The sequence below is a fragment of the Streptomyces sp. NRRL S-340 genome (genome assembly GCF_000720185.1).
Classification (GTDB): domain Bacteria; phylum Actinomycetota; class Actinomycetes; order Streptomycetales; family Streptomycetaceae; genus Streptomyces.
Genome location: NZ_JOIY01000004.1, coordinates 1 through 17471 on the forward strand (window position 1 = coordinate 1; position 17471 = coordinate 17471).

At 73.3% G+C, this 17471-nt stretch carries 13 protein-coding genes and 1 pseudogene; 7 read left to right on the forward strand and 7 right to left on the reverse strand.

Annotated elements, in window-relative coordinates; all coding sequences use genetic code 11:
- The 3 genes and pseudogenes from IG64_RS03250 to glgB form a co-directional block, all read left to right on the forward strand.
- Nucleotides 1-303 (forward strand): alpha-glucosidase C-terminal domain-containing protein (locus IG64_RS03250; RefSeq protein ID WP_037851705.1); only part of this gene is annotated, 303 nt, incomplete at its 5' end.
- A 173-nt stretch (nt 304-476) separates the two neighbouring features.
- Nucleotides 477-1886, forward strand: a complete 1410-nt coding sequence (locus IG64_RS03255; protein ID WP_037852193.1) for a maltokinase N-terminal cap-like domain-containing protein — start codon at nt 477-479, stop codon at nt 1884-1886.
- A 72-nt stretch (nt 1887-1958) separates the two neighbouring features.
- A pseudogene (gene glgB, locus IG64_RS03260) lies at nt 1959-4444 on the forward strand (1,4-alpha-glucan branching enzyme).
- Between the two features lie 42 nt (nt 4445-4486).
- Here glgB and IG64_RS03265 read toward each other — a convergent pair.
- The 5 genes from IG64_RS03265 to IG64_RS03285 form a co-directional block, all read right to left on the reverse strand.
- Nucleotides 4487-6760, reverse strand: a complete 2274-nt coding sequence (locus tag IG64_RS03265) for a HelD family protein (RefSeq protein ID WP_078883764.1) — start codon at nt 6758-6760, stop codon at nt 4487-4489.
- A gap of 123 nt (nt 6761-6883) precedes the next feature.
- Nucleotides 6884-7216, reverse strand: a complete 333-nt coding sequence (locus IG64_RS03270) for a thioredoxin family protein (protein WP_037852195.1) — start codon at nt 7214-7216, stop codon at nt 6884-6886.
- Nucleotides 7216-7644 (reverse strand): MerR family transcriptional regulator, encoded by a 429-nt coding sequence (locus IG64_RS03275; RefSeq protein ID WP_037851708.1) that lies wholly within the window; start codon nt 7642-7644, stop codon nt 7216-7218. Before IG64_RS03275 ends, IG64_RS03270 begins: the two co-directional genes overlap by 1 nt.
- A 61-nt stretch (nt 7645-7705) precedes the next feature.
- Nucleotides 7706-8470 (reverse strand): DUF2127 domain-containing protein, encoded by a 765-nt coding sequence (locus IG64_RS03280; protein WP_037851709.1) that lies wholly within the window; start codon nt 8468-8470, stop codon nt 7706-7708.
- Between the two features lie 151 nt (nt 8471-8621).
- Nucleotides 8622-10307, reverse strand: coding sequence for an MFS transporter (locus tag IG64_RS03285; protein ID WP_037851711.1), 1686 nt, complete (start codon nt 10305-10307; stop codon nt 8622-8624).
- A 137-nt stretch (nt 10308-10444) separates the two neighbouring features.
- Here IG64_RS03285 and IG64_RS03290 point away from each other — a divergent pair, with 137 nt between their 5' ends.
- Complete coding sequence (locus IG64_RS03290) at nt 10445-11062, forward strand: TetR/AcrR family transcriptional regulator (RefSeq protein WP_037851712.1); 618 nt, start codon at nt 10445-10447, stop codon at nt 11060-11062.
- A 321-nt stretch (nt 11063-11383) separates the two neighbouring features.
- Here IG64_RS03290 and IG64_RS03295 read toward each other — a convergent pair whose 3' ends face one another.
- A complete protein-coding gene (locus IG64_RS03295) occupies nt 11384-12793 on the reverse strand; it encodes a cation:dicarboxylate symporter family transporter (RefSeq protein ID WP_037851713.1) in 1410 nt (469 codons plus the stop codon).
- A gap of 151 nt (nt 12794-12944) precedes the next feature.
- Between IG64_RS03295 and IG64_RS03300 the strand changes: the two genes are divergently transcribed.
- The 3 genes from IG64_RS03300 to IG64_RS03310 all read left to right on the forward strand — a co-directional run bounded on the left by IG64_RS03300 (nt 12945) and on the right by IG64_RS03310 (nt 16230).
- The gene (locus IG64_RS03300; protein WP_037851715.1) at nt 12945-14681 is read left to right on the forward strand and encodes an ATP-binding protein; all 1737 of its coding nucleotides are present in this window, start codon (nt 12945-12947) and stop codon (nt 14679-14681) included.
- Nucleotides 14682-14806: 125 nt separating this feature from the next.
- Nucleotides 14807-15424, forward strand: a complete 618-nt coding sequence (locus IG64_RS03305) for a response regulator (RefSeq protein WP_234438382.1) — start codon at nt 14807-14809, stop codon at nt 15422-15424.
- Nucleotides 15425-15528: 104 nt separating this feature from the next.
- Nucleotides 15529-16230, forward strand: a complete 702-nt coding sequence (locus IG64_RS03310; RefSeq protein WP_078883765.1) for a helix-turn-helix domain-containing protein — start codon at nt 15529-15531, stop codon at nt 16228-16230.
- A gap of 164 nt (nt 16231-16394) precedes the next feature.
- Here the strand turns inward: IG64_RS03310 and IG64_RS03315 are convergent, their stop codons facing one another.
- The gene (locus tag IG64_RS03315; RefSeq protein WP_037851718.1) at nt 16395-17420 is read right to left on the reverse strand and encodes an ATP-dependent 6-phosphofructokinase; all 1026 of its coding nucleotides are present in this window, start codon (nt 17418-17420) and stop codon (nt 16395-16397) included.
- Between the last annotated feature and the right edge of the window lie 51 nt (nt 17421-17471).

Genomic DNA, 17471 nt, shown 5'->3' on the forward strand with positions numbered 1-17471 from the left:
ATGATCGAGATCCGCAAGCAGAACCCCGCCTTCGGCCTCGGCACCTACACCGAACTCCCCTCCTCCAACCCCGCCGTCCTCGCCTTCCTGCGCGAGTACGACGACGACCTGGTGCTGTGCGTGCACAACTTCTCCCGCTTCGCCCAGCCCACCGAGCTGGATCTCAGCTCGTTCATCGGGCGGCACCCCGTCGAGCTGTTCGGCGGGGTGCGCTTCCCGGCCATCGGGGAGCTGCCGTACCTGCTGACCCTGGCGGGCCACGGCTTCTACTGGTTCCGGCTCCGCAGGGACGCCGCTGCTTAGCGCACCGACCGAAGTGGGCGCCCGGCTCGCGACGCCTGGCGCGTGCTGATCGGTCTCCCATCTCGTCCGCAGCTCTTGGCGTGCCGGCGGGCGGGGCGGTTTCCCCGCCCCGCCCGTGGGCACGCGTGAGACACACCCGACCAGCGATTGGACGCGACGCCATGTCGGAAGCCATGTCGCAAGCCGTCACACGCTCTGTCACCGCCGGCAGCGCCGGCCTCCTCGCGTCCCTGGACCCGCTGCTGCACGAGTGGCTGCCCCGGCAGCGCTGGTTCGCGGGCAAGGGCCGCCCGGTCACGGGATTCTCCCTGGTCGCGGCCACCGAGCTGCTCCCCTCCGACGCCAAGCTGGGCCTGCACCACCTGCTCGTCCGCGCCCACCAGCCGCTCTCCCCCGTGCCGGGCAGCGGTGTCCCGCACCCCGGGGACTGCTACCAGCTGCTGATAGGCGCGCGCGAGGCGCTGCCCCCGAGACTGGCGCCCGCGCTGATCGGTCACGTCCACGACGGCCCGCTCGCCGGGCGCACCGTGTACGACGCCCTGTACGACCCGCGGCCCGCCGAGGTGCTCCTGGAGGCCCTGCGCACCCAGGCGCGCATCGGCGGGCTGCGTTTCGAGCGGCGCGAGGAGATACGCCCCGACCTGGTGCCGCGCATGGTGACCGCCGAGCAGTCCAACTCGTCGGTGATCTACGGAGACACGTTCATCCTGAAACTGCTGCGCCGGGTCCTGCCCGGTGTGAACCCCGATCTCGAGCTGCCGCTGGCGCTGGCCCGCGAGGGCTGCCCCCGGGTGCCGGCACCGGCCGCCTGGATGACCGCCGAGGTGGGGGACACCGGTGACGACTCCTACGTCCTCGGGGTGCTCCAGCCCTTCGTGCAGGGAGCGTCGGACGGCTGGGAACTGGCCCTGCGCGAGCTGGCCAAGGGCGAGGACTTCGCCGCCGAGGCGCGGGCGCTGGGCCGTGCCACCGCCGAGGTGCACACGGCGCTGGCCCGCGCGCTGCCCACGGTCAGCCTGGCCCACCTCCAGCTCCAGTCGCTGGTCGACGGCATGGCCGAGCGGCTGGAGGCGGCGGCCCAGGCGGTGCCCGCGCTCCGGCCGTACGCCCCCGGCCTGCACTCCGCCTTCGAGGCGCTGGCCGACCTGGCCGCCGAGGGCCACACCTGGACCGCCCAGCGCATCCACGGCGACCTGCACCTGGGGCAGTGCCTGCGGTCCCCCTCCGGTCAGTGGTCGCTGATCGACTTCGAGGGCGAACCGGCCAAGCCGCTCGCCGAGCGGCGGATGGCCCAGCCCGTGGTGCGGGACGTCGCCGCAATGCTGCGTTCCTTCGACTACGCGGCGCACTCGGCGGGCGGCCCGCCCGCGACCCGGTGGGCGGCGGCCTGCCGGGCCGCGTACTGCACCGGGTACGCCGAGGCCGGCGGCCGCGACCCGCGCACCGACCCCGTGCTGCTGCGGGCCTACGAGACCGACAAGGCGGTGTACGAGGTCCTGTACGAGGCCCGGCACCGCCCGGACTGGCTGCCCGTGCCGCTGGCGGCGGTGCGCCGTCTGGCCATGGGCTCCCAGCCCGTCTGACCCGGCCGCCCGCCGGGGGCACCACCGTCCGTCACCGTCCTGCCCCGATCCTTCGCCGAGGAGGCCCCGCCCGTGACTGCCCGTCCCCCCTCCAGTGGTCCGGACCCGAAGCAGCCGCCCGAGGCCGCCGCGCAGAAGGCCCCCGCCGCGAAGACACCGGCCGGGAAGACCCCGCCCGAGAAGACGGCAGCCGAGAAAGCGGCAGCCGAGACCGCGCCGCGGAAAGCGGCGGCCAAGAAGACGGCACCCGCGAAGACGACAGCCGAGACCGCGCCGCGGAAAGCGGCGGCCAAGAAGACGGCAGCCGAGAAGACGACAGCCAGGACCGCGGTCCAGAAAGCAGGGGCCGGGAAGACAGCGGCCGGGAAGGCGGCGCCCGCGAAGCCCCCGGCCCGGCGGACGACGGCGAGGAAGGCGGCGGCGAAGGCGACGGCCGGGAAGGCGGCGGTGAAGAGGACCGCGGCCGAAGAATCCGCGCCGCGGAGGACCGCGCCCCCGCCGGAGGTCTCCCCCGCCCTCGCCATGGCGGACCGCGAGCGGCTGCTCGCCGGTACGCACCACGACCCGCACTCCGTGCTCGGCGCGCACCCCGTGCCCGGGGGCGTCGCCGTGCGGGCGTTCCGGCCGTACGCCCTCGGCGTCGCCGTCCTCGCCGACGGCCTCCAGGTGGAGCTGCGGCACGACGGGGAGGGCTTCTTCTCGGGGCTGCTGCCGCTGCGGGACGTACCGGAGTACCGGCTGGAGGTGGCGTACGAGGGCACGGTGCAGCGCACCGAGGACGCGTACCGTTTCCTGCCCGCCCTCGGCGAGCTGGACCTGCACCTGATCGGCGAGGGCCGGCACGAGGAGCTGTGGCGAGCGCTCGGCGCGCACCCGACGACGCACCAGGGGGTCGCCGGGACCCGCTTCGCGGTGTGGGCGCCCGACGCGCGGGGCGTGCGGGTGGCCGGTGGTTTCAACTTCTGGGACGGCACCGCGTACCCGATGCGCTCGCTGGGCGGCACGGGCGTGTGGGAGCTGTTCGTGCCCGGCATCGGCGAGGGCGAGCTGTACAAGTTCGAGATCACCCGGCCGGACGGTTCCAGGACGCTGCGCGCCGATCCGCTGGCCCGCCGCACCGAGGTGCCGCCGGCCACCTCCTCCGTCGTGCACGCCTCGCACCACGAGTGGAGCGACCAGGAGTGGCTGGCCCGGCGTGCGCGGCGCCCCGCGCACGAGGCGCCGCTCTCGGTGTACGAGGTCCACCTGCCCTCCTGGCGGCCGGGCCTGACCTACCGCGACCTGGCCGAGCAGCTTCCCGCGTACGTCAAGGACCTGGGCTTCACGCACGTGGAGCTGATGCCGGTCGCCGAGCACCCCTTCGGCGGCTCCTGGGGCTACCAGGTCACCGGCTTCTACGCGCCCACCGCGCGCCTGGGCACCCCGGACGACTTCAAGTACCTGGTGGACGCGCTGCACCGGGCGGGCATCGGCGTGATCATGGACTGGGTGCCGGCGCACTTCCCGCGCGACGCGTGGGCGCTGGCCGAGTTCGACGGACGCCCGCTGTACGAGCACTCCGACCCGCTGCGCGCGGCCCACCCCGACTGGGGCACCCTGGAGTTCGACTTCGGCCGCCGCGAGGTGCGCAACTTCCTGGTCGCCAACGCCGTCTACTGGTGCGAGGAGTTCCACATCGACGGGCTGCGCGTGGACGCGGTGGCCTCCATGCTCTACCTGAGGAGTCCACGGCCTGGGACGGGGTCACCCGCGCCACCCACCACCGGGGCCCGAGCGGCTTCGGCGGCCTGGGTTTCGGGCTGAAGTGGAACATGGGCTGGATGCACGACTCGCTCCAGTACATGAGCCACGAACCCGTGCACCGCGCCTACCACCACGGCGAGATGACGTTCTCCATGGTGTACGCGTACAGCGAGAACTACGTGCTGCCGATCTCCCACGACGAGGTGGTGCACGGCAAGGGCTCGCTGGTGTCGAAGATGCCCGGCGACTGGTGGCAGCAGCGCGCGAACCTGCGCGCCTACCTGGCCTTCATGTGGTCCCACCCGGGCAAGCAGCTCCTCTTCATGGGACAGGAGTTCGCCCAGGGCTCGGAGTGGTCGGAGACGCGCGGCCCGGACTGGTGGCTGCTCGACCCGTCCTACGGCGCCGCCGCCGACCACCGGGGCGTCCTGGACCTGGTCCGCGACCTCAACTCCGTCTACCGCGCCACCCCGGCCCTGTGGGAGCGGGACGTCCACCCCGACGGGTTCGAGTGGATCGTCGGGGACGCGGCCGACGACAACGTACTGGCGTTCCTGCGCCGCGACGCGGACGGCACCCCGCTGCTCGCGGTGTCGAACTTCGCTCCCGTCGTCCGCCACGACTACCGCCTGGGCGTCCCCGACGACGTGCCCGCCTGGCGGGAGGCGGTCAACACGGACGCGGCCCGCTACGGCGGCAGCGACGTCGTCCGCCCCGACCCTGTCAAGCCGGACCCCCAGGGGTGGCACGGCCGCCCGGCGAGCATCCGGCTGACCCTGCCGCCCCTGGCGACGGTGTGGCTGCGCCCGGCGTGAGGGCCCCGGCGCCCGGCGGCCCTGGCACGTTCCGGGCGTCCGTCACTTTGTGAGCGCCTGCGCCAGCGCCGGCGGCAACGCCCCCGTGTGCACCACGCCCAGCCGCTGGGTCGCCCGGGTCAGGGCCACGTACAGGTCGCTCGTGCCGTAGCGGGCCGGCTCGACGACCAGTACGGAGTCGAACTCCAGGCCCTTGGCCTGGCGCGGGTCGAGCAGGACGACCGTGTGCGTCAGGTCGGGTTCCGCGCCCGCGGTGACCCCCTCCAGCCGGGCGGCCAGGCGGCGGTGCAGGTCGCGCGGTGCGATGACGGCGAGCCGGCCCTCCTCGGGGGTGAGTTCGGCGACGGCCTTCTCGACCGCGCCGGGCAGGTCGTCGGTGGCGCGGACCCAGGGCCGTACGCCGGTGGAACGCACCGAGCTGGGCGGCTCGAAGCCGGGGTGCTCGGCGCGGACCACGGCCGCCGCCACGTCCATGATCTCGGCGGGCGTGCGGTAGTTGACGCCGAGCCGGGTGTGCTCGAAGCGGTCCTCGACGTACGGCCGGAGGATGCCCTCCCAGGAGCCGGCACCGGCCGCCTCGGCCGTCTGCGCGGGGTCGCCCACCAAGGTCATGGAACGGGTCGGGCTGCGCCGCATCAGCAGCCGCCACGCCATCGGCGACAGCTCCTGCGCCTCGTCGACGATGATGTGCCCGAACGCCCAGGTGCGGTCGGCCGCCGCACGCTCGGCGGCGCTGCGGTGGTCGTCCTCCTCCTGGCGTTCGGCGAACCGCTCGGCGTCGATGATGTCGTGCGCGGACAGGACCTCGGAGTCCTCCTCGTGCTTGTCGTCGAACTCGTAGGTCCGCGAGGCGTACGACACGTCGAGCACGCCCTGGGCGTACGCCACCTGCGTCTCGCGCTCGCGTTCGGCGCGGGCGCGGGCGAGGCGGTCGTCCTCGCCGAGCAGTTCGGCGGCCTCGTCGAGCAGCGGCACGTCGGCGACGGTCCAGGCCCGGGTGACCGGGCGGCGGACGGCGTCGGCGTCCTCCTCGGACAGGTACCCCTCCGGTGCGGCCAGGAAGTCCGCGACCAGCCGCTGCGGGGTCAGCCGCGGCCACAGCCGGTCGACGGCGGACCAGACCTCGGGGTTCTCGGCGAGTTCGTCGCGGATCTGGGTGATGTCGCTCGCGTCGAGGAGGTTGGAGCCGTCGTAAGGGTCGGTGCCGATGCGCTCGGCGACCATGTCGGTGAGGGTGTTGAGGATGTGGCCCTCGAAGTGCTCGCGGGCCGCGTTGTGCGGCAGCTTCGCGGCGCGCGTTCGCTCGCGGGCGACCCGCACGAGGCCATCGTCGAGCATCAGGACCTCGCGGTCGTGCTCGATGGCGATGACGGGGTCGGGCAGCGCCTGGCGGTCGCGTACGACGGCGGCGAGCACGTCGGCCATGTCGGCGCGGCCCTTGACGGCAGCCGCCCCGGGGGTGTCGTGGGCGGTCGCCCGCACGCCGGGGAACAGCTCGCCGACGGTCGCCAGCAGCACGCCCGTCTCACCGAGCGAGGGCAGTACCTCGCCGATGTAGCCGAGGAACGCCGGGTTGGGGCCGACGATCAGCACGGCCCGGCGGGCGAGCAGTTCCCGGTGTTCGTAGAGCAGGTAGGCGGCCCGGTGCAGTGCGACGGCGGTCTTGCCGGTGCCGGGGCCGCCCTCGACCACCAGCACGCCGCGGTGCGGGGCGCGGATGATGCGGTCCTGGTCGGCCTGGATGGTGCGCACGATGTCGCCCATCCGGCCGGTGCGCGCGGAGTTCAGCGCGGCGAGCAGCACCGCGTCGCCGGCCGGGTCCTCGTGGCCGGTGCGGGTGGCGTCACCGAGGTCGAGGATCTCGTCGTGCAGGGCGGTGACCCGGCGGCCTTCGCCGGCGATGTGCCGGCGGCGGCGCAGGCCCATCGGGGTGTGCCCGGTGGCCAGGTAGAACGGGCGGGCGACGGCGGCCCGCCAGTCGATCAGGACGGGCGTGCGTTCGGCGTCGTCGGCGCGCAGTCCGACCCGGCCGATGTGGTGGGTGACGCCCTCGGTCAGGTCGATCCGCCCGAAGCAGAGCGAGCCGTCCACGGAGTTCAGCGCGGCGAGCAGCCCCGAGCGCTCGGCGACGAGGATGTCCCGCTCCAGCCGGGCCTGCATGGGCGTGTTGCCCTGGGCGAGGGCGTCCGTGACGGCGGCCTCGGTGTCACCGCGCAGCGCGTCGACGCGTGCGTACAGTCCGTCGATGAATTCCTGTTCCTGTCGCAATTCATCGTCGGAGAATCCGGTGTTTGACAATTCCGCTCCCGCCCGCATATACTGTGGTCACTGGACTTCTCCGCGACCACATTCTTCGTGAAGTCGCGAACCACCGAATATACGCAAAGAAATCCCCCGGGCGCAATTGCCCGGGGGATTTCTTTCGTCGGGGCGGCCGGGTCACAGCACGTCGGACAGCTCCTCCAGCAGCCGCCGCCTGGGCCGTGCGCCGACCATGGACCGCACCGGCTCGCCGTCCTTGAAGACCATGAGGGTGGGCGTGCCCAGCACGCCGTACCTGATCGTCGTCGCCGGGTTGCGGTCCACGTCCAGCTGGACGATCTTCAGCCGCTCGCCCTGCTCGGCGGCGACGGCCGCGAGGACCGGCGCCAACTGCCGGCACGGCCCGCACCACTCGGCCGTGAACTGCACCAGCACGGGCAGGTCCGACCCGAGGACCTCCGCCGCGAAGTCGTCGTCGCCCACGTCCCCGACACCTTCCACCTGCTTGATCACCGCTCGTGCCCTCCCAGCTCGCACACGGGTTCCGGGCCCCCCGGAACCAGCGACTCGGCGGCCAGCTCCTGCCGCGCCCGCTCCGCACGCGCCAACTGGCCGGCGACCTGCGTGCGCACCGCGCCCAGCTCACCGATCAGCGCGTCCAGCTCGTCCAGCTTGCGCCGGTAGACCAGGAGCGAGGCCGGGCAGGAGTCGCCCTCCGGGTGCCCGGCGCGCAGGCACTCCACGAAGGGCCGCGTCTCCTCCAGGTCGAACCCGAAGTCCCGCAGGGTCCTGATCTGCCGCAGCAGCCGCAGGTCCCGCTCGTCGTAGGTGCGGTGGCCCTGGGCGTCCCGCCGCGCGGGCAGCAGCCCGCGCGACTCGTAGTACCGCAGCGCCCGCGTGGTGGTCCCGGCCCGTTCGGCCAGCTCGCCGATTCGCATGACCCCGACGGTACGGGTTGACGTCGGCGTCAAGGCAAGGACGGACGGGCGGACGGCCCGCTCAGACCGGGACGCCCGCCGAGTGCTCCACCTCCAGCAGGGAGGCGCTGTGGCGTTCCTCCTCGAAGGCCCTGCGGCCGCCGCGCAGGCCGAAGAGGCGCTTGGCGAGGGCGATGTAGAGGACGGCGAGGATGTTGAGGGTCAGGGTGGCGATCTTCACCGCGCTGACGTGCTCGGTGAGTTCGTAGACCTCCAGCGGGAGGAAGGCCGCGGTGGCGACCACCGTCAGGTACTCCGCCCAGCGCTTGGCGTACCAGAGGCCGACGGCCTCGACGATCTCGATCAGCGCGTAGGCCAGCAGCAGCCCGGCCACCAGCAGCAGGGTGGAGTGCTTGTAGCCGAAGGTCTTCTGGATGGTGCCGACGACCGGCGAGTGGTCCAGGTCGTAGTGGAAGTGCCGGAAGACGGGGCGGAAGACGTCCAGGTACTCGTTGAAGAGGCGGCGCACCGCGTCCTGGCTGTTGCTGAACCGCCAGACCGCGACGGCGACCAGGACGATGAACACCCCGCGCACGACCCGCTCCAGGGCCAGGAAGCGCAGGATGAACAGGTCCCGCAGCACCTTGCCGCGCGGCACCAGCGGCGCGTCGGCGGCCGGGCCCGAGCCGTGCGGCTCGCCGAGCACGAAGTCACCGCAGCGCAGGCAGCGCCAGACCTCGCCGAGAGCGGTGTCGGCGTGCAGCCGGATGCGCAGCCGGGGGTCGTCCGGCGCGTACGTCACATGGCCCTTGCGCGCGCAGGTGCGCCGGTCCCAGTCGATCGCCATCCCCCGTTGCCTCCGTCTGTCTCTCTACTGCGGCTGTGTCCGTGCGTCCGCGCGGTCTCCGTGACCGCGCGCCGAACGCGGCCGTGCCGCGCCGGTCGGTCCGGCACGGCACGGTAGTGCATCGCGGTGAGAGACGCCGACCAGGGGCGTTTCAGTTCACGGCGCTGCCGGCCGGCTCCCTGGTCTCGTCCGCCGCTTCCGTCGCGCGGCCGGTGCCGCGCGGCAGCAGCAGGGCCACCGCGAGGGTGCCGACGCCGAGGACGACGGCACCCACCAGGCTGGTGTGGGAGACGGCGTCGGCGAAGGAGGAGCCGACGGCGTCCTTCATCTGCCGGGCGCCCTGGGCGAGCTGCCCGGCCTGGGCCTTCAGCTGGGCGGCCTGGTGGGGGTCGGTCGTCTGCGCGGCCTGCGCGGCGAGGTGCCGGGCCTTCTCGCCGATGCCCTGGGCGACGGCGTATCCGGCGCCGACCGAGTCCTGGGCGGTGGCCAGGGCGCTCGCCGGGAGCTTGCTGCCCGTGGTGGCGTCGGCGAGGTGACCGGAGTACGAGGTCGACAGGAGCGATCCGAGGATCGCGATGCCGAGCGAGCCGCCCAGTTCGATCGAGGTGTCGTTGACGGCGCCGCCGACCCCCAGCTCCGGCTCCGGGAAGGCGCCCATGATCGCGTCGGTGCAGGGCGAGAGGGCGAGGCCGATGGCCAGGCCGAGGACGATCAGGGGCGCCACGAACGAGCCGTAGGAGGACGAGCCGTCGACCTGGGTGAGCAGGGCCAGGGCGACGGTGCCGCCGACCATGCCCGCGGTGACGGTCCACTTCATGCCGACGCGCGGGGTGAGGTAGCCGGTCAGGGCCGAGCCGGCGAAGACCGCGCCGGCCAGCGGCAGCATGCGCACACCGGTGGCGAGGGCGTCGTAGCCGAGGACGAACTGGAGGTGCTGGGTGAGGTAGTAGAAGGCGCCGAAGACGGCCAGGAAGAACAGGGCGACGGCGAGGTTGGAGCCGGCGAAGCGGCGGCTGGTGAAGCGGCGCACGTCGAGGATGGGGCGCGGGTGGCGCAGCTCCCACAGGACGAAGGCCAGCAGGCCGGCGCCCGCGACGACGGCGGCGGTGACCGCCTTGGTGTCCCAGCCGAAGTGCGGCCCCTCGATGATCATGTAGACCAGCGAGCCGGTCCACAGCACGGACAGCAGGCCGCCGACGTAGTCGATGCGGTGGTCGCCGTCCTCGGGCCGGGCGGCCCTGGACGGCGGGACGAGGACGAAGGCGGCGACCAGGGCGACGGCGGCGATCGGCACGTTGATCAGGAAGGTCGAGGCCCAGCCGTGGTTCCTGAGCAGCGCACCGGCGACGACCGGGCCCGCGGCGATGGCGAGGCCCGCGGTGGCGGTCCACAGGGTGATGGCCTTGGCGCGTTCGGCGCGCGGGAAGGTCGCGGCCAGCAGGGACAGCGTGGCCGGCATGATCAGGGCGGCGCCGACGCCCATGACCGCGCGGGCGGCGATGACGGTCGCGGCGCTGCCGGCCAGCGAGCCGAAGACGGCCCCGCCGCCGAAGACGACCAGTCCGAGGACGAGGGCGCCACGCCGGCTGTACTTGTCGCCTATCGCGCCGAGCAGCAGCATCAGCGCCGCGTACGGGACGGTGTAGCCGTCGATCACCCATTGCAGGTCGGCGCCGGACAGGCCCAGGTCGCGGGTCATGTCGGGCGCGGCGACGGTGAGGGCGGTGTTGGCCATCACGATGATCAGCAGGCTCAGGCAGAGCACCAGGAGCGCCCACCAGCGCCGGGCGTAGGGGCGGTCCGTCCTCTCGACCGGTTCGGTCATGACGAGTCGCATGGCAGGGGTCGCCTTCCTCGGGTGCGCGTCGGTACGGGGACGTGCGCGTAGAGCTACTTGCACAGCGGTGTGTATTTGCACAACCATGTGCAATGTACGTCGTTGCACAGTGCTGTGCAAGTCGCGAGGAAGGCACAATGTCAGCCATGACCACGGGTAACACCACGCGCGCGGACGCAAACCGGCGCCGCATCCTCGACGTCGCCCTCGCCGAGCTGCTGCGCGACCCCGACGCGTCCATGGACCAGATCGCGCGCGCCGCGGGTGTCGTACGGCGCACGGTGTACGGGCACTTCCCCAGCCGTGAGGCCCTGATCAGCACGCTCGTCGACGACGCCGTGCAGGTGCTGGCCGACGCGCACGCGCGGGGCCGCGAGGGCGTCGAGGACCCGGCGGAGGCGCTGGCGCGTTCGGTGCTGGCGATCTGGCCGATCGCGGACCGCTACCGGCTGCTGGTGGCGCTCGCCCAGCGCACCGTGACCATGGAGGGCATCCGCGAGCGTCTGGCCCCCGTCCGCAGCAGTTGCGCGGACCTGCTCCAGCGCGGCGTCGAGCGGGGTGCGTTCAGCTCCCCGCTGCCCGCGCCCGCGCTCGCGCACGTGCACGAGCAGATCCTGTTCGCACTGATGGAGGCCGTCAACGACGGGCTGCTGGACGCCCGCGAGGCCGGCTCCTCGGCCGCCGTCACGGTGCTCACGTCGGCCGGGGTGCCGGCCTCACTGGCGGGGGCACTGGTGTCGAAGCTCGGCGGCTGACCGGGAAGCCCCCGGCGGGCGGGACGCGAAGAGCCGAGCGGCCGGGCCCACGGGGGAGAGCCTCGGCCGCTCGGCGGCTTCTTCTTCAGGGTGCCGGACGCCCGGCCCGGGTTCAGGCGGGGCCGGGCGTCCGGAGAGCGGGGACGAATCGATGCGGGACGCCGGGGCGTGTCGCGGGCGAGCGGCCGTGTGCGGCCGGCCTGACGGCTCGGGCCCGGCGGTTCAGGGCTGACGGGTCCGGCCTGGCAGTTCCAGGCCGGGCCCGTCGGCCCTGACGGTTCAGGGCTGACGGGTCCGGCCTGACGGCCGAGGCCCGGCGGGTCAGGCCTTGGCCAGTTCCTTCTCGCCGTCCTCGCGCCGCTCCGGCGGGGCGGAGCCGGCCGGGTCGCTCTCGGAGTCGTCGAGCAGGGTGCGCTCGTCGAAGGGCAGGTCACCGGCGAGCACCCGGCGCACCCGGTCCTGGTCGACCTCGCCGGTCCACGTGCCGATCAGCAGGGTGGCGACGGCGTTGCCCGCGAAGTTCGTCAGGGCGCGGGCCTCGCTCATGAAGCGGTCGATGCCGACGATCAGGCCGACGCCGTCGACCAGCGCGGGCTTGTGGGACTGGAGGGCGCCGGCCAGGGTGGCCAGGCCCGCGCCGGTGACGCCCGCGGCGCCCTTGGAGGCGATCATCATGAACAGCAGCAGAGTGATCTGCTGGCCGATGGAGAGCGGCTGGTCCATGGCGTCCGCGATGAACAGCGAGGCCATGGTCAGGTAGATCATGGTGCCGTCGAGGTTGAAGGAGTAGCCGGTCGGCACGGTGATGCCGACGACCGGGCGGCTGACGCCCAGGTGCTCCATCTTGGCGATCAGCCGGGGCAGCGCGGACTCGGACGACGAGGTCGAGAGGATCAGCAGGAACTCGCGGCCCAGGTACTTCAGCAGCTGGAAGATGTTGACGCCGGCCACCAGGCGGGTCATGGTGCCGAGCACCACGATCACGAAGAGCAGACAGGTGGCGTAGAAGCCGAACATGATCGTGGCGAGGGCCTTCAGGGCGTCGATGCCCGTCTCGCCGACGACGGCGGCCATGGCGCCGAAGGCACCGACCGGCGCGGCCCACATGATCATGGAGAGGATGCGGAAGACCAGCCGCTGGATGTGTTCCACCCCGCGCAGCACCGGCTCGCCCTTGCGGCCCATGGCCTGCAGCGCGAACCCGACGAGCAGGGCGACCAGCAGGGTCTGGAGCACCTGGCCCTCGGTGAAGGACGACACCAGGGTGGTCGGGATGATCCCGAGCACGAAGTCGACCGGGCCCTCCTTCGCGGCGTCGGCCTGGGCGTGGCCCACACCCTTGACCGCCTCGGTGAGGTGCATGCCGCTGCCGGGGTGGACGAGGTTGCCGATCACCAGGCCGATGGCGAGCGCGACGAACGACATCGCGACGAAGTAGCCGAGGGCGAGGCCGCCCACCTTGCCGACCTTCGCCGCCTTGCGCACCGAACCGACGCCGAGCACGATCGTGCAGAAGATGATCGGCGAGATCATCATCTTGATCAGGTTCACGAAGCCGGTGCCGAGCGGCTTCAGCTCCTTGGCGAAGTCCGGCGCGGCGAACCCGACGACGACGCCGAGGACCACCGCGGCGATCACCGCTATGTAGAGGTAGTGGGTGCGGTCCCGCTTGGCTGCGGGGCCGGGCCCGCTGGCGGGTGCGGCTGGTGCCGTATCGGCTGCGCTGGTCACGGCGGCCCTCCTTGACGACGTCGTCGGCATCACCGGCGTGCGGCTCACGTCCGGGGGATTTCGGGGATGCCGTGACTATCTCGTGCCGTGTGAGGGCGGTCACCCTTCCGTTCATTTAGTTCACGCCACCGCTCGGAGGCAGACTGACGGCATGCGCATACCCGCCCTCCCCAGACCGCGCAGCCTGGCGGGCCAGCTCTTCGCCATGCAGGCCGTGCTGCTGGCGCTCGTCGTGGCCGGATACGCGCTGTTCACCTTCGTCAGCGACCGCGGTCAGGCGGAGAGCGCGGCCCGCCGCCAGACCACGGCGGTGGCCCGTTCCATCGCCGACTCCCCCTCCGTGCGGTCCGCGATCCACACCGCCGATCCCACCTCCCACCTCCAGCCGTACGCGCTCCGGGTCCAGCGGGACACGGGCGTCGACTTCGTGACGATCATGACGCCGCAGGGCATCCGCTGGACCCACCCGGAGCCGGACGAGATCGGCCGCCCCTTCCTCGGCAACATCTCCCGTGCCCAGCGCGGCCGGTCCTTCACCGAGACCTACACCGGCACCCTCGGCCCCTCCGTGCGCGCGGTCACCCCCGTCGAGGAGAACGGCCGCGTCATCGGCCTGGTCAGCGCCGGGATCAAGGTCGAGGCGATCAGCCGGCGGGTCCAGGAGCAGGTCACGGCCCTGTTCGGGGTCGCGGGCGGCATCCTCGCGCTGGGCGCGGTCGCCACGTACGTCATCAACGCGCGGCTGCGCCGGCACACGCACGGCATGAACGCCGACGAACTGAGCCGGATGCACGACTACCACCAGGCCGCCCTGCACGCGGTGCGCGAAGGGCTGCTGATGCTGGACTCGCACCACCGGGTGGCCCTCATCAACGACGGCGGGCGGGAACTGCTCGGCGTGGGCGGCGCGGCCGGCGAGGCGGAGCCGGTGGGCAGGCCGGTGACCGAGCTGGGCCTGCCGGCCCCGCTGACGGGCGCCCTGCTGGCCGCCGAACCGCGGGTGGACGAGGTGCACCTCACCGACGCCCGCGTCCTCGTGGTGAACACCTCCCCGGTCTCGGGCGGGCAGCGCCGGGGCACCGTGGTGACCCTGCGCGATGTGACGGAACTCCAGTCGCTCATGGGCGAGCTGGACTCCGAGCGCGGTTTCACGCAGGCGCTGCGGTCGCAGGCCCACGAGGCGGCGAACCGGCTACACACGGTGGTGTCCCTGATCGAACTGGGCCGCGCCGAGGAGGCGGTCGAGTTCGCCACGGCGGAACTGGAGCTGGCCCAGGCCCTGACCGACCAGGTGGTCGCGGCGGTCGGCGAGCCGGTGCTGGCCGCGCTGCTGCTCGGCAAGACCGCGCAGGCCAACGAACGGGGCGTGGAGCTGGTGGTGTCCGAGGACAGCGGCCTGGACGACGGGCTGCTCCCCCGTTCCCTGTCCTCCCGTGACCTGGTGACGATCCTCGGCAACCTGATCGACAACGCGGTGGACGCGGCCCAGGGCGGTGCGCGGGCGCGGGTGACGGTGACGGTGTGCGCGGCGGGCACCGAACTGCTGCTGCGGGTCGCGGACAGCGGCCCGGGCGTCGACCCGGACCACGCGGACCTGGTCTTCCAGCGCGGCTTCTCGACCAAGCCGGCCGAACCGGCCGGTACCGGCGGCCGGGGGCTCGGGCTCGCGCTGGCACGGCAGGCGGTGCTGCGGCACCAGGGGACACTGACGGTCACGGACGCGGCGGAGGGCGGTGCGGCCTTCGAGGCGCGGCTGCCGCTGAGCGGCCCCGCGGCCGGCCCCCGGCCCCGCCGGACGCCCGGTGCGGCGCACGCCGGCAGCGGCGGCGGCAGCAGCAGCAGCAGCAGCAGCAGCGACGGTACGAGGACGGCGGGGCGGAGCGCATGACGGACGGCGGCACCGGCAGACGGCCCGAGGGACAGCCTCCGGACCAGGAGCAGGCGCGACGGGAGGGACGGCCCATCCGGGTCCTGGTGGTCGAGGACGACCCGGTCGCCGCCGACGCCCACGTGATGTACGTGGGCCGGGTCCCGGGCTTCGTCGCGGTGGGCAAGGCACACACCGGTGCGCAGGCCCGGCGCGCGCTGGAGCGCACCCCGGTGGACCTGCTCCTGCTCGACCTGCACCTGCCGGACGTGCACGGCCTCCAGCTCGCCCGCTCCCTGCGGGCCGCGGGCCACCACGCGGACGTCATCGCGGTGACCTCGGCACGGGACCTCGCGGTGGTGCGCGAGGGCGTCTCGCTGGGCGTGGTCCAGTACGTCCTCAAACCGTTCACCTTCGCCACCCTGCGCGACCGGCTGGTCCGCTACGCGGAGTTCCACGCGGCGGTCGGTGAGGCCAGCGGCCAGGAAGAGGTCGACCGCGCCCTCGCCGCCCTGCGCGCCCCCGGCCCGGCCGCCCTCCCCAAGGGCCTGAGCGCCCCCACCCTGCAACGGGTGACGGGCGCCCTGCGGGAGGCCGCCGAGGGCCTGACCGCCGCCGGCGTCGCCGAGACGGTCGGCATCTCGCGCATCACCGCCCGCCGCTACCTGGAACACCTGGTGGACACCGGCCGCGCCGCCCGCCGCCCCCTGTACGGCCAGGTGGGCAGGCCGGAACTGGTGTACCGGTGGGAGCCGGGGCGGTGAGGCGGCCCGCCCCCGGCACGGCACGGCCCGGCGGCCGTAGGTTCGTACAACCCGTCATCCTGTGGGAACGGCCCGTAGTCACCGGCGCCGCGGGCTCCTAGCTTGTGCGGGTGCAGCCACCACCCTCCGCCCTCCCGTTCAACTCCCCCGCCGCCCGCCGGATCCGTGCCGCGCTCGGCATGGGGCCCGAGCACGTCGCCCACGGCATGCGGGTCTCCTACGGGCTGCCGTACGTCACCCCCGACCTGGTGGTCGCCTGGGAGCGCGGGGCCGCCTCGCCGTCGGGACCGGAGCTGACCGCGCTGGCCGGGGTGCTGTGGTGCGCGCCGGGCGAGCTGATCGGACGGCCGCGCAGCCTGCGCGAGCACCGCATCGCCCGCGGTCTGCGGCCGGAGGACGTGGCCCGTGCCGTCGGTCTCGAACCGCCCCGCTACCTGCGGATGGAGGAGCGGGACGACTGGCGCGGCACCGAGCGGCAGTCGGCCGCGCTGGCCGACGTGCTCGCCCTGGCCCTGCCCGACTTCGTCGCCGTCACCGGGCGCGAGGAGCAGCTCGCCGACCTGCTGCGCAGCGCCGTGGGCACCCGCTGGCAGGGCTACGTCCGCCCGGTGGGCAAGGTGGTGCCCCTTGCGCGGCCGCTGCTGGAGAAGGTCCTCCAGCAGCTGCACCAGGACTACCAGGGGCAGATGGTCGCCTCGCTGAGCTGGGGCGGCACCAGCGCGGCCGGTGAGGCGGGCGACGCCGGCCGGGACTTCCTCGACCGGATCGTCGAGCACTTCTGGACGCGGGTCGAGGCAGCCCCGTAGGACGCCGCGGGAGACGGGAGAACGCAAGCTTCCGAGCCGCGGAGCCCGGAGCCGGAAGGCCCACGGACCAGAAGGCCCCGAGCGGCGAAGCCCGGGGCCGGAAGGCCCCGGGCCGAAGGAGGCCGGGGCCGAAGGGGAGGGAAGGCCGGGGAGGGCGGGAAGGTCTAGAAGACCGACTCCGCCTCGTCCATGCGGTCCTTGGGCACCGTCTTCAGCTCGGTCACCGCCTCCGCGAGCGGCACCATCACGATGTCGGTGCCGCGCAGCGAGGTCATGTGGCCGAACTCGCCGCGGTGCGCGGCCTCCACCGCGTGCCAGCCGAAGCGGGTGGCGAGGACGCGGTCGTAGGCGGTGGGGACGCCGCCGCGCTGCACGTGGCCGAGGATGACCGGCTTGGCCTCCTTGCCGAGCCGCTTCTCCAGCTCGTACGCCAGGGCCGTGCCGATGCCCTGGAAGCGCTCGTGGCCGAACTTGTCGATGGCGCCCTTGGCGTAGTCCATGCTGCCCTCGGCCGGGTGGGCGCCCTCGGCGACGCAGATCACGGCGAACTTCTTGCCGCGGGCGAAGCGCTCCTCGACCATCTTGACCAGGTCGGCGGGGTCGAAGGGCCGCTCGGGCAGGCAGATGCCGTGGGCGCCGGCGGCCATGCCGGACTCCAGGGCGATCCAGCCCGCGTGCCGGCCCATGACCTCGACGACCATCACCCGCTGGTGGGACTCGGCGGTGGTCTTCAGGCGGTCCATCGCCTCGGTGGCCACGCCGACGGCGGTGTCGAAGCCGAAGGTGCGGTCGGTGGAGGAGATGTCGTTGTCGATCGTCTTCGGCACGCCCACCACCGGCAGCCCGGCGTCCGAGAGCATGCGCGCCGCGGTCAGCGTGCCCTCGCCGCCGATCGGGATGAGCGCGTCGATGCCGAACCGGTGGATCATGTCGGAGGCGTTCTCGCACGCCTCCCGCAGCCGGTTGCGCTCCAGCCGGGACGAGCCGAGGATGGTGCCGCCGCGGGCCAGGATGCCGCTGACCGCGTTGAGGTCCAGCTCGCGGTAGCGGCCGTCGAGCAGGCCGGCGTAACCGTCCTCGAAACCGATGACCTCGTCGCCGTACGTCGTGACCGCCCGGTGCACCACCGACCGGATCACCGCGTTCAGTCCCGGACAGTCGCCGCCTGCCGTGAGAACTCCGATACGCATCGTGCTGTGTCTCCTGCCCACTGTTGACACCGGTGATCCAGTCCGATTGTT

What these genes read in the sequence shown, in the direction of transcription:
- IG64_RS03300 (WP_037851715.1), top strand. Translation starts at nt 12,945, where the DNA reads ATGCGCATACCCGCCCTCCCCAGACCGCGCAGCCTGGCGGGCCAGCTC.
- IG64_RS03265 (WP_078883764.1), bottom strand. Translation starts at nt 6,760, where the DNA reads ATGCGGGCGGGAGCGGAATTGTCAAACACCGGATTCTCCGACGATGAA.
- IG64_RS03275 (WP_037851708.1), bottom strand. Translation starts at nt 7,644, where the DNA reads ATGCGAATCGGCGAGCTGGCCGAACGGGCCGGGACCACCACGCGGGCG.
- IG64_RS03305 (WP_234438382.1), top strand. Translation starts at nt 14,807, where the DNA reads ATGTACGTGGGCCGGGTCCCGGGCTTCGTCGCGGTGGGCAAGGCACAC.
- IG64_RS03315 (WP_037851718.1), bottom strand. Translation starts at nt 17,420, where the DNA reads ATGCGTATCGGAGTTCTCACGGCAGGCGGCGACTGTCCGGGACTGAAC.
- IG64_RS03290 (WP_037851712.1), top strand. Translation starts at nt 10,445, where the DNA reads ATGTCAGCCATGACCACGGGTAACACCACGCGCGCGGACGCAAACCGG.
- IG64_RS03280 (WP_037851709.1), bottom strand. Translation starts at nt 8,470, where the DNA reads ATGGCGATCGACTGGGACCGGCGCACCTGCGCGCGCAAGGGCCATGTG.
- IG64_RS03285 (WP_037851711.1), bottom strand. Translation starts at nt 10,307, where the DNA reads ATGCGACTCGTCATGACCGAACCGGTCGAGAGGACGGACCGCCCCTAC.
- IG64_RS03255 (WP_037852193.1), top strand. Translation starts at nt 477, where the DNA reads ATGTCGCAAGCCGTCACACGCTCTGTCACCGCCGGCAGCGCCGGCCTC.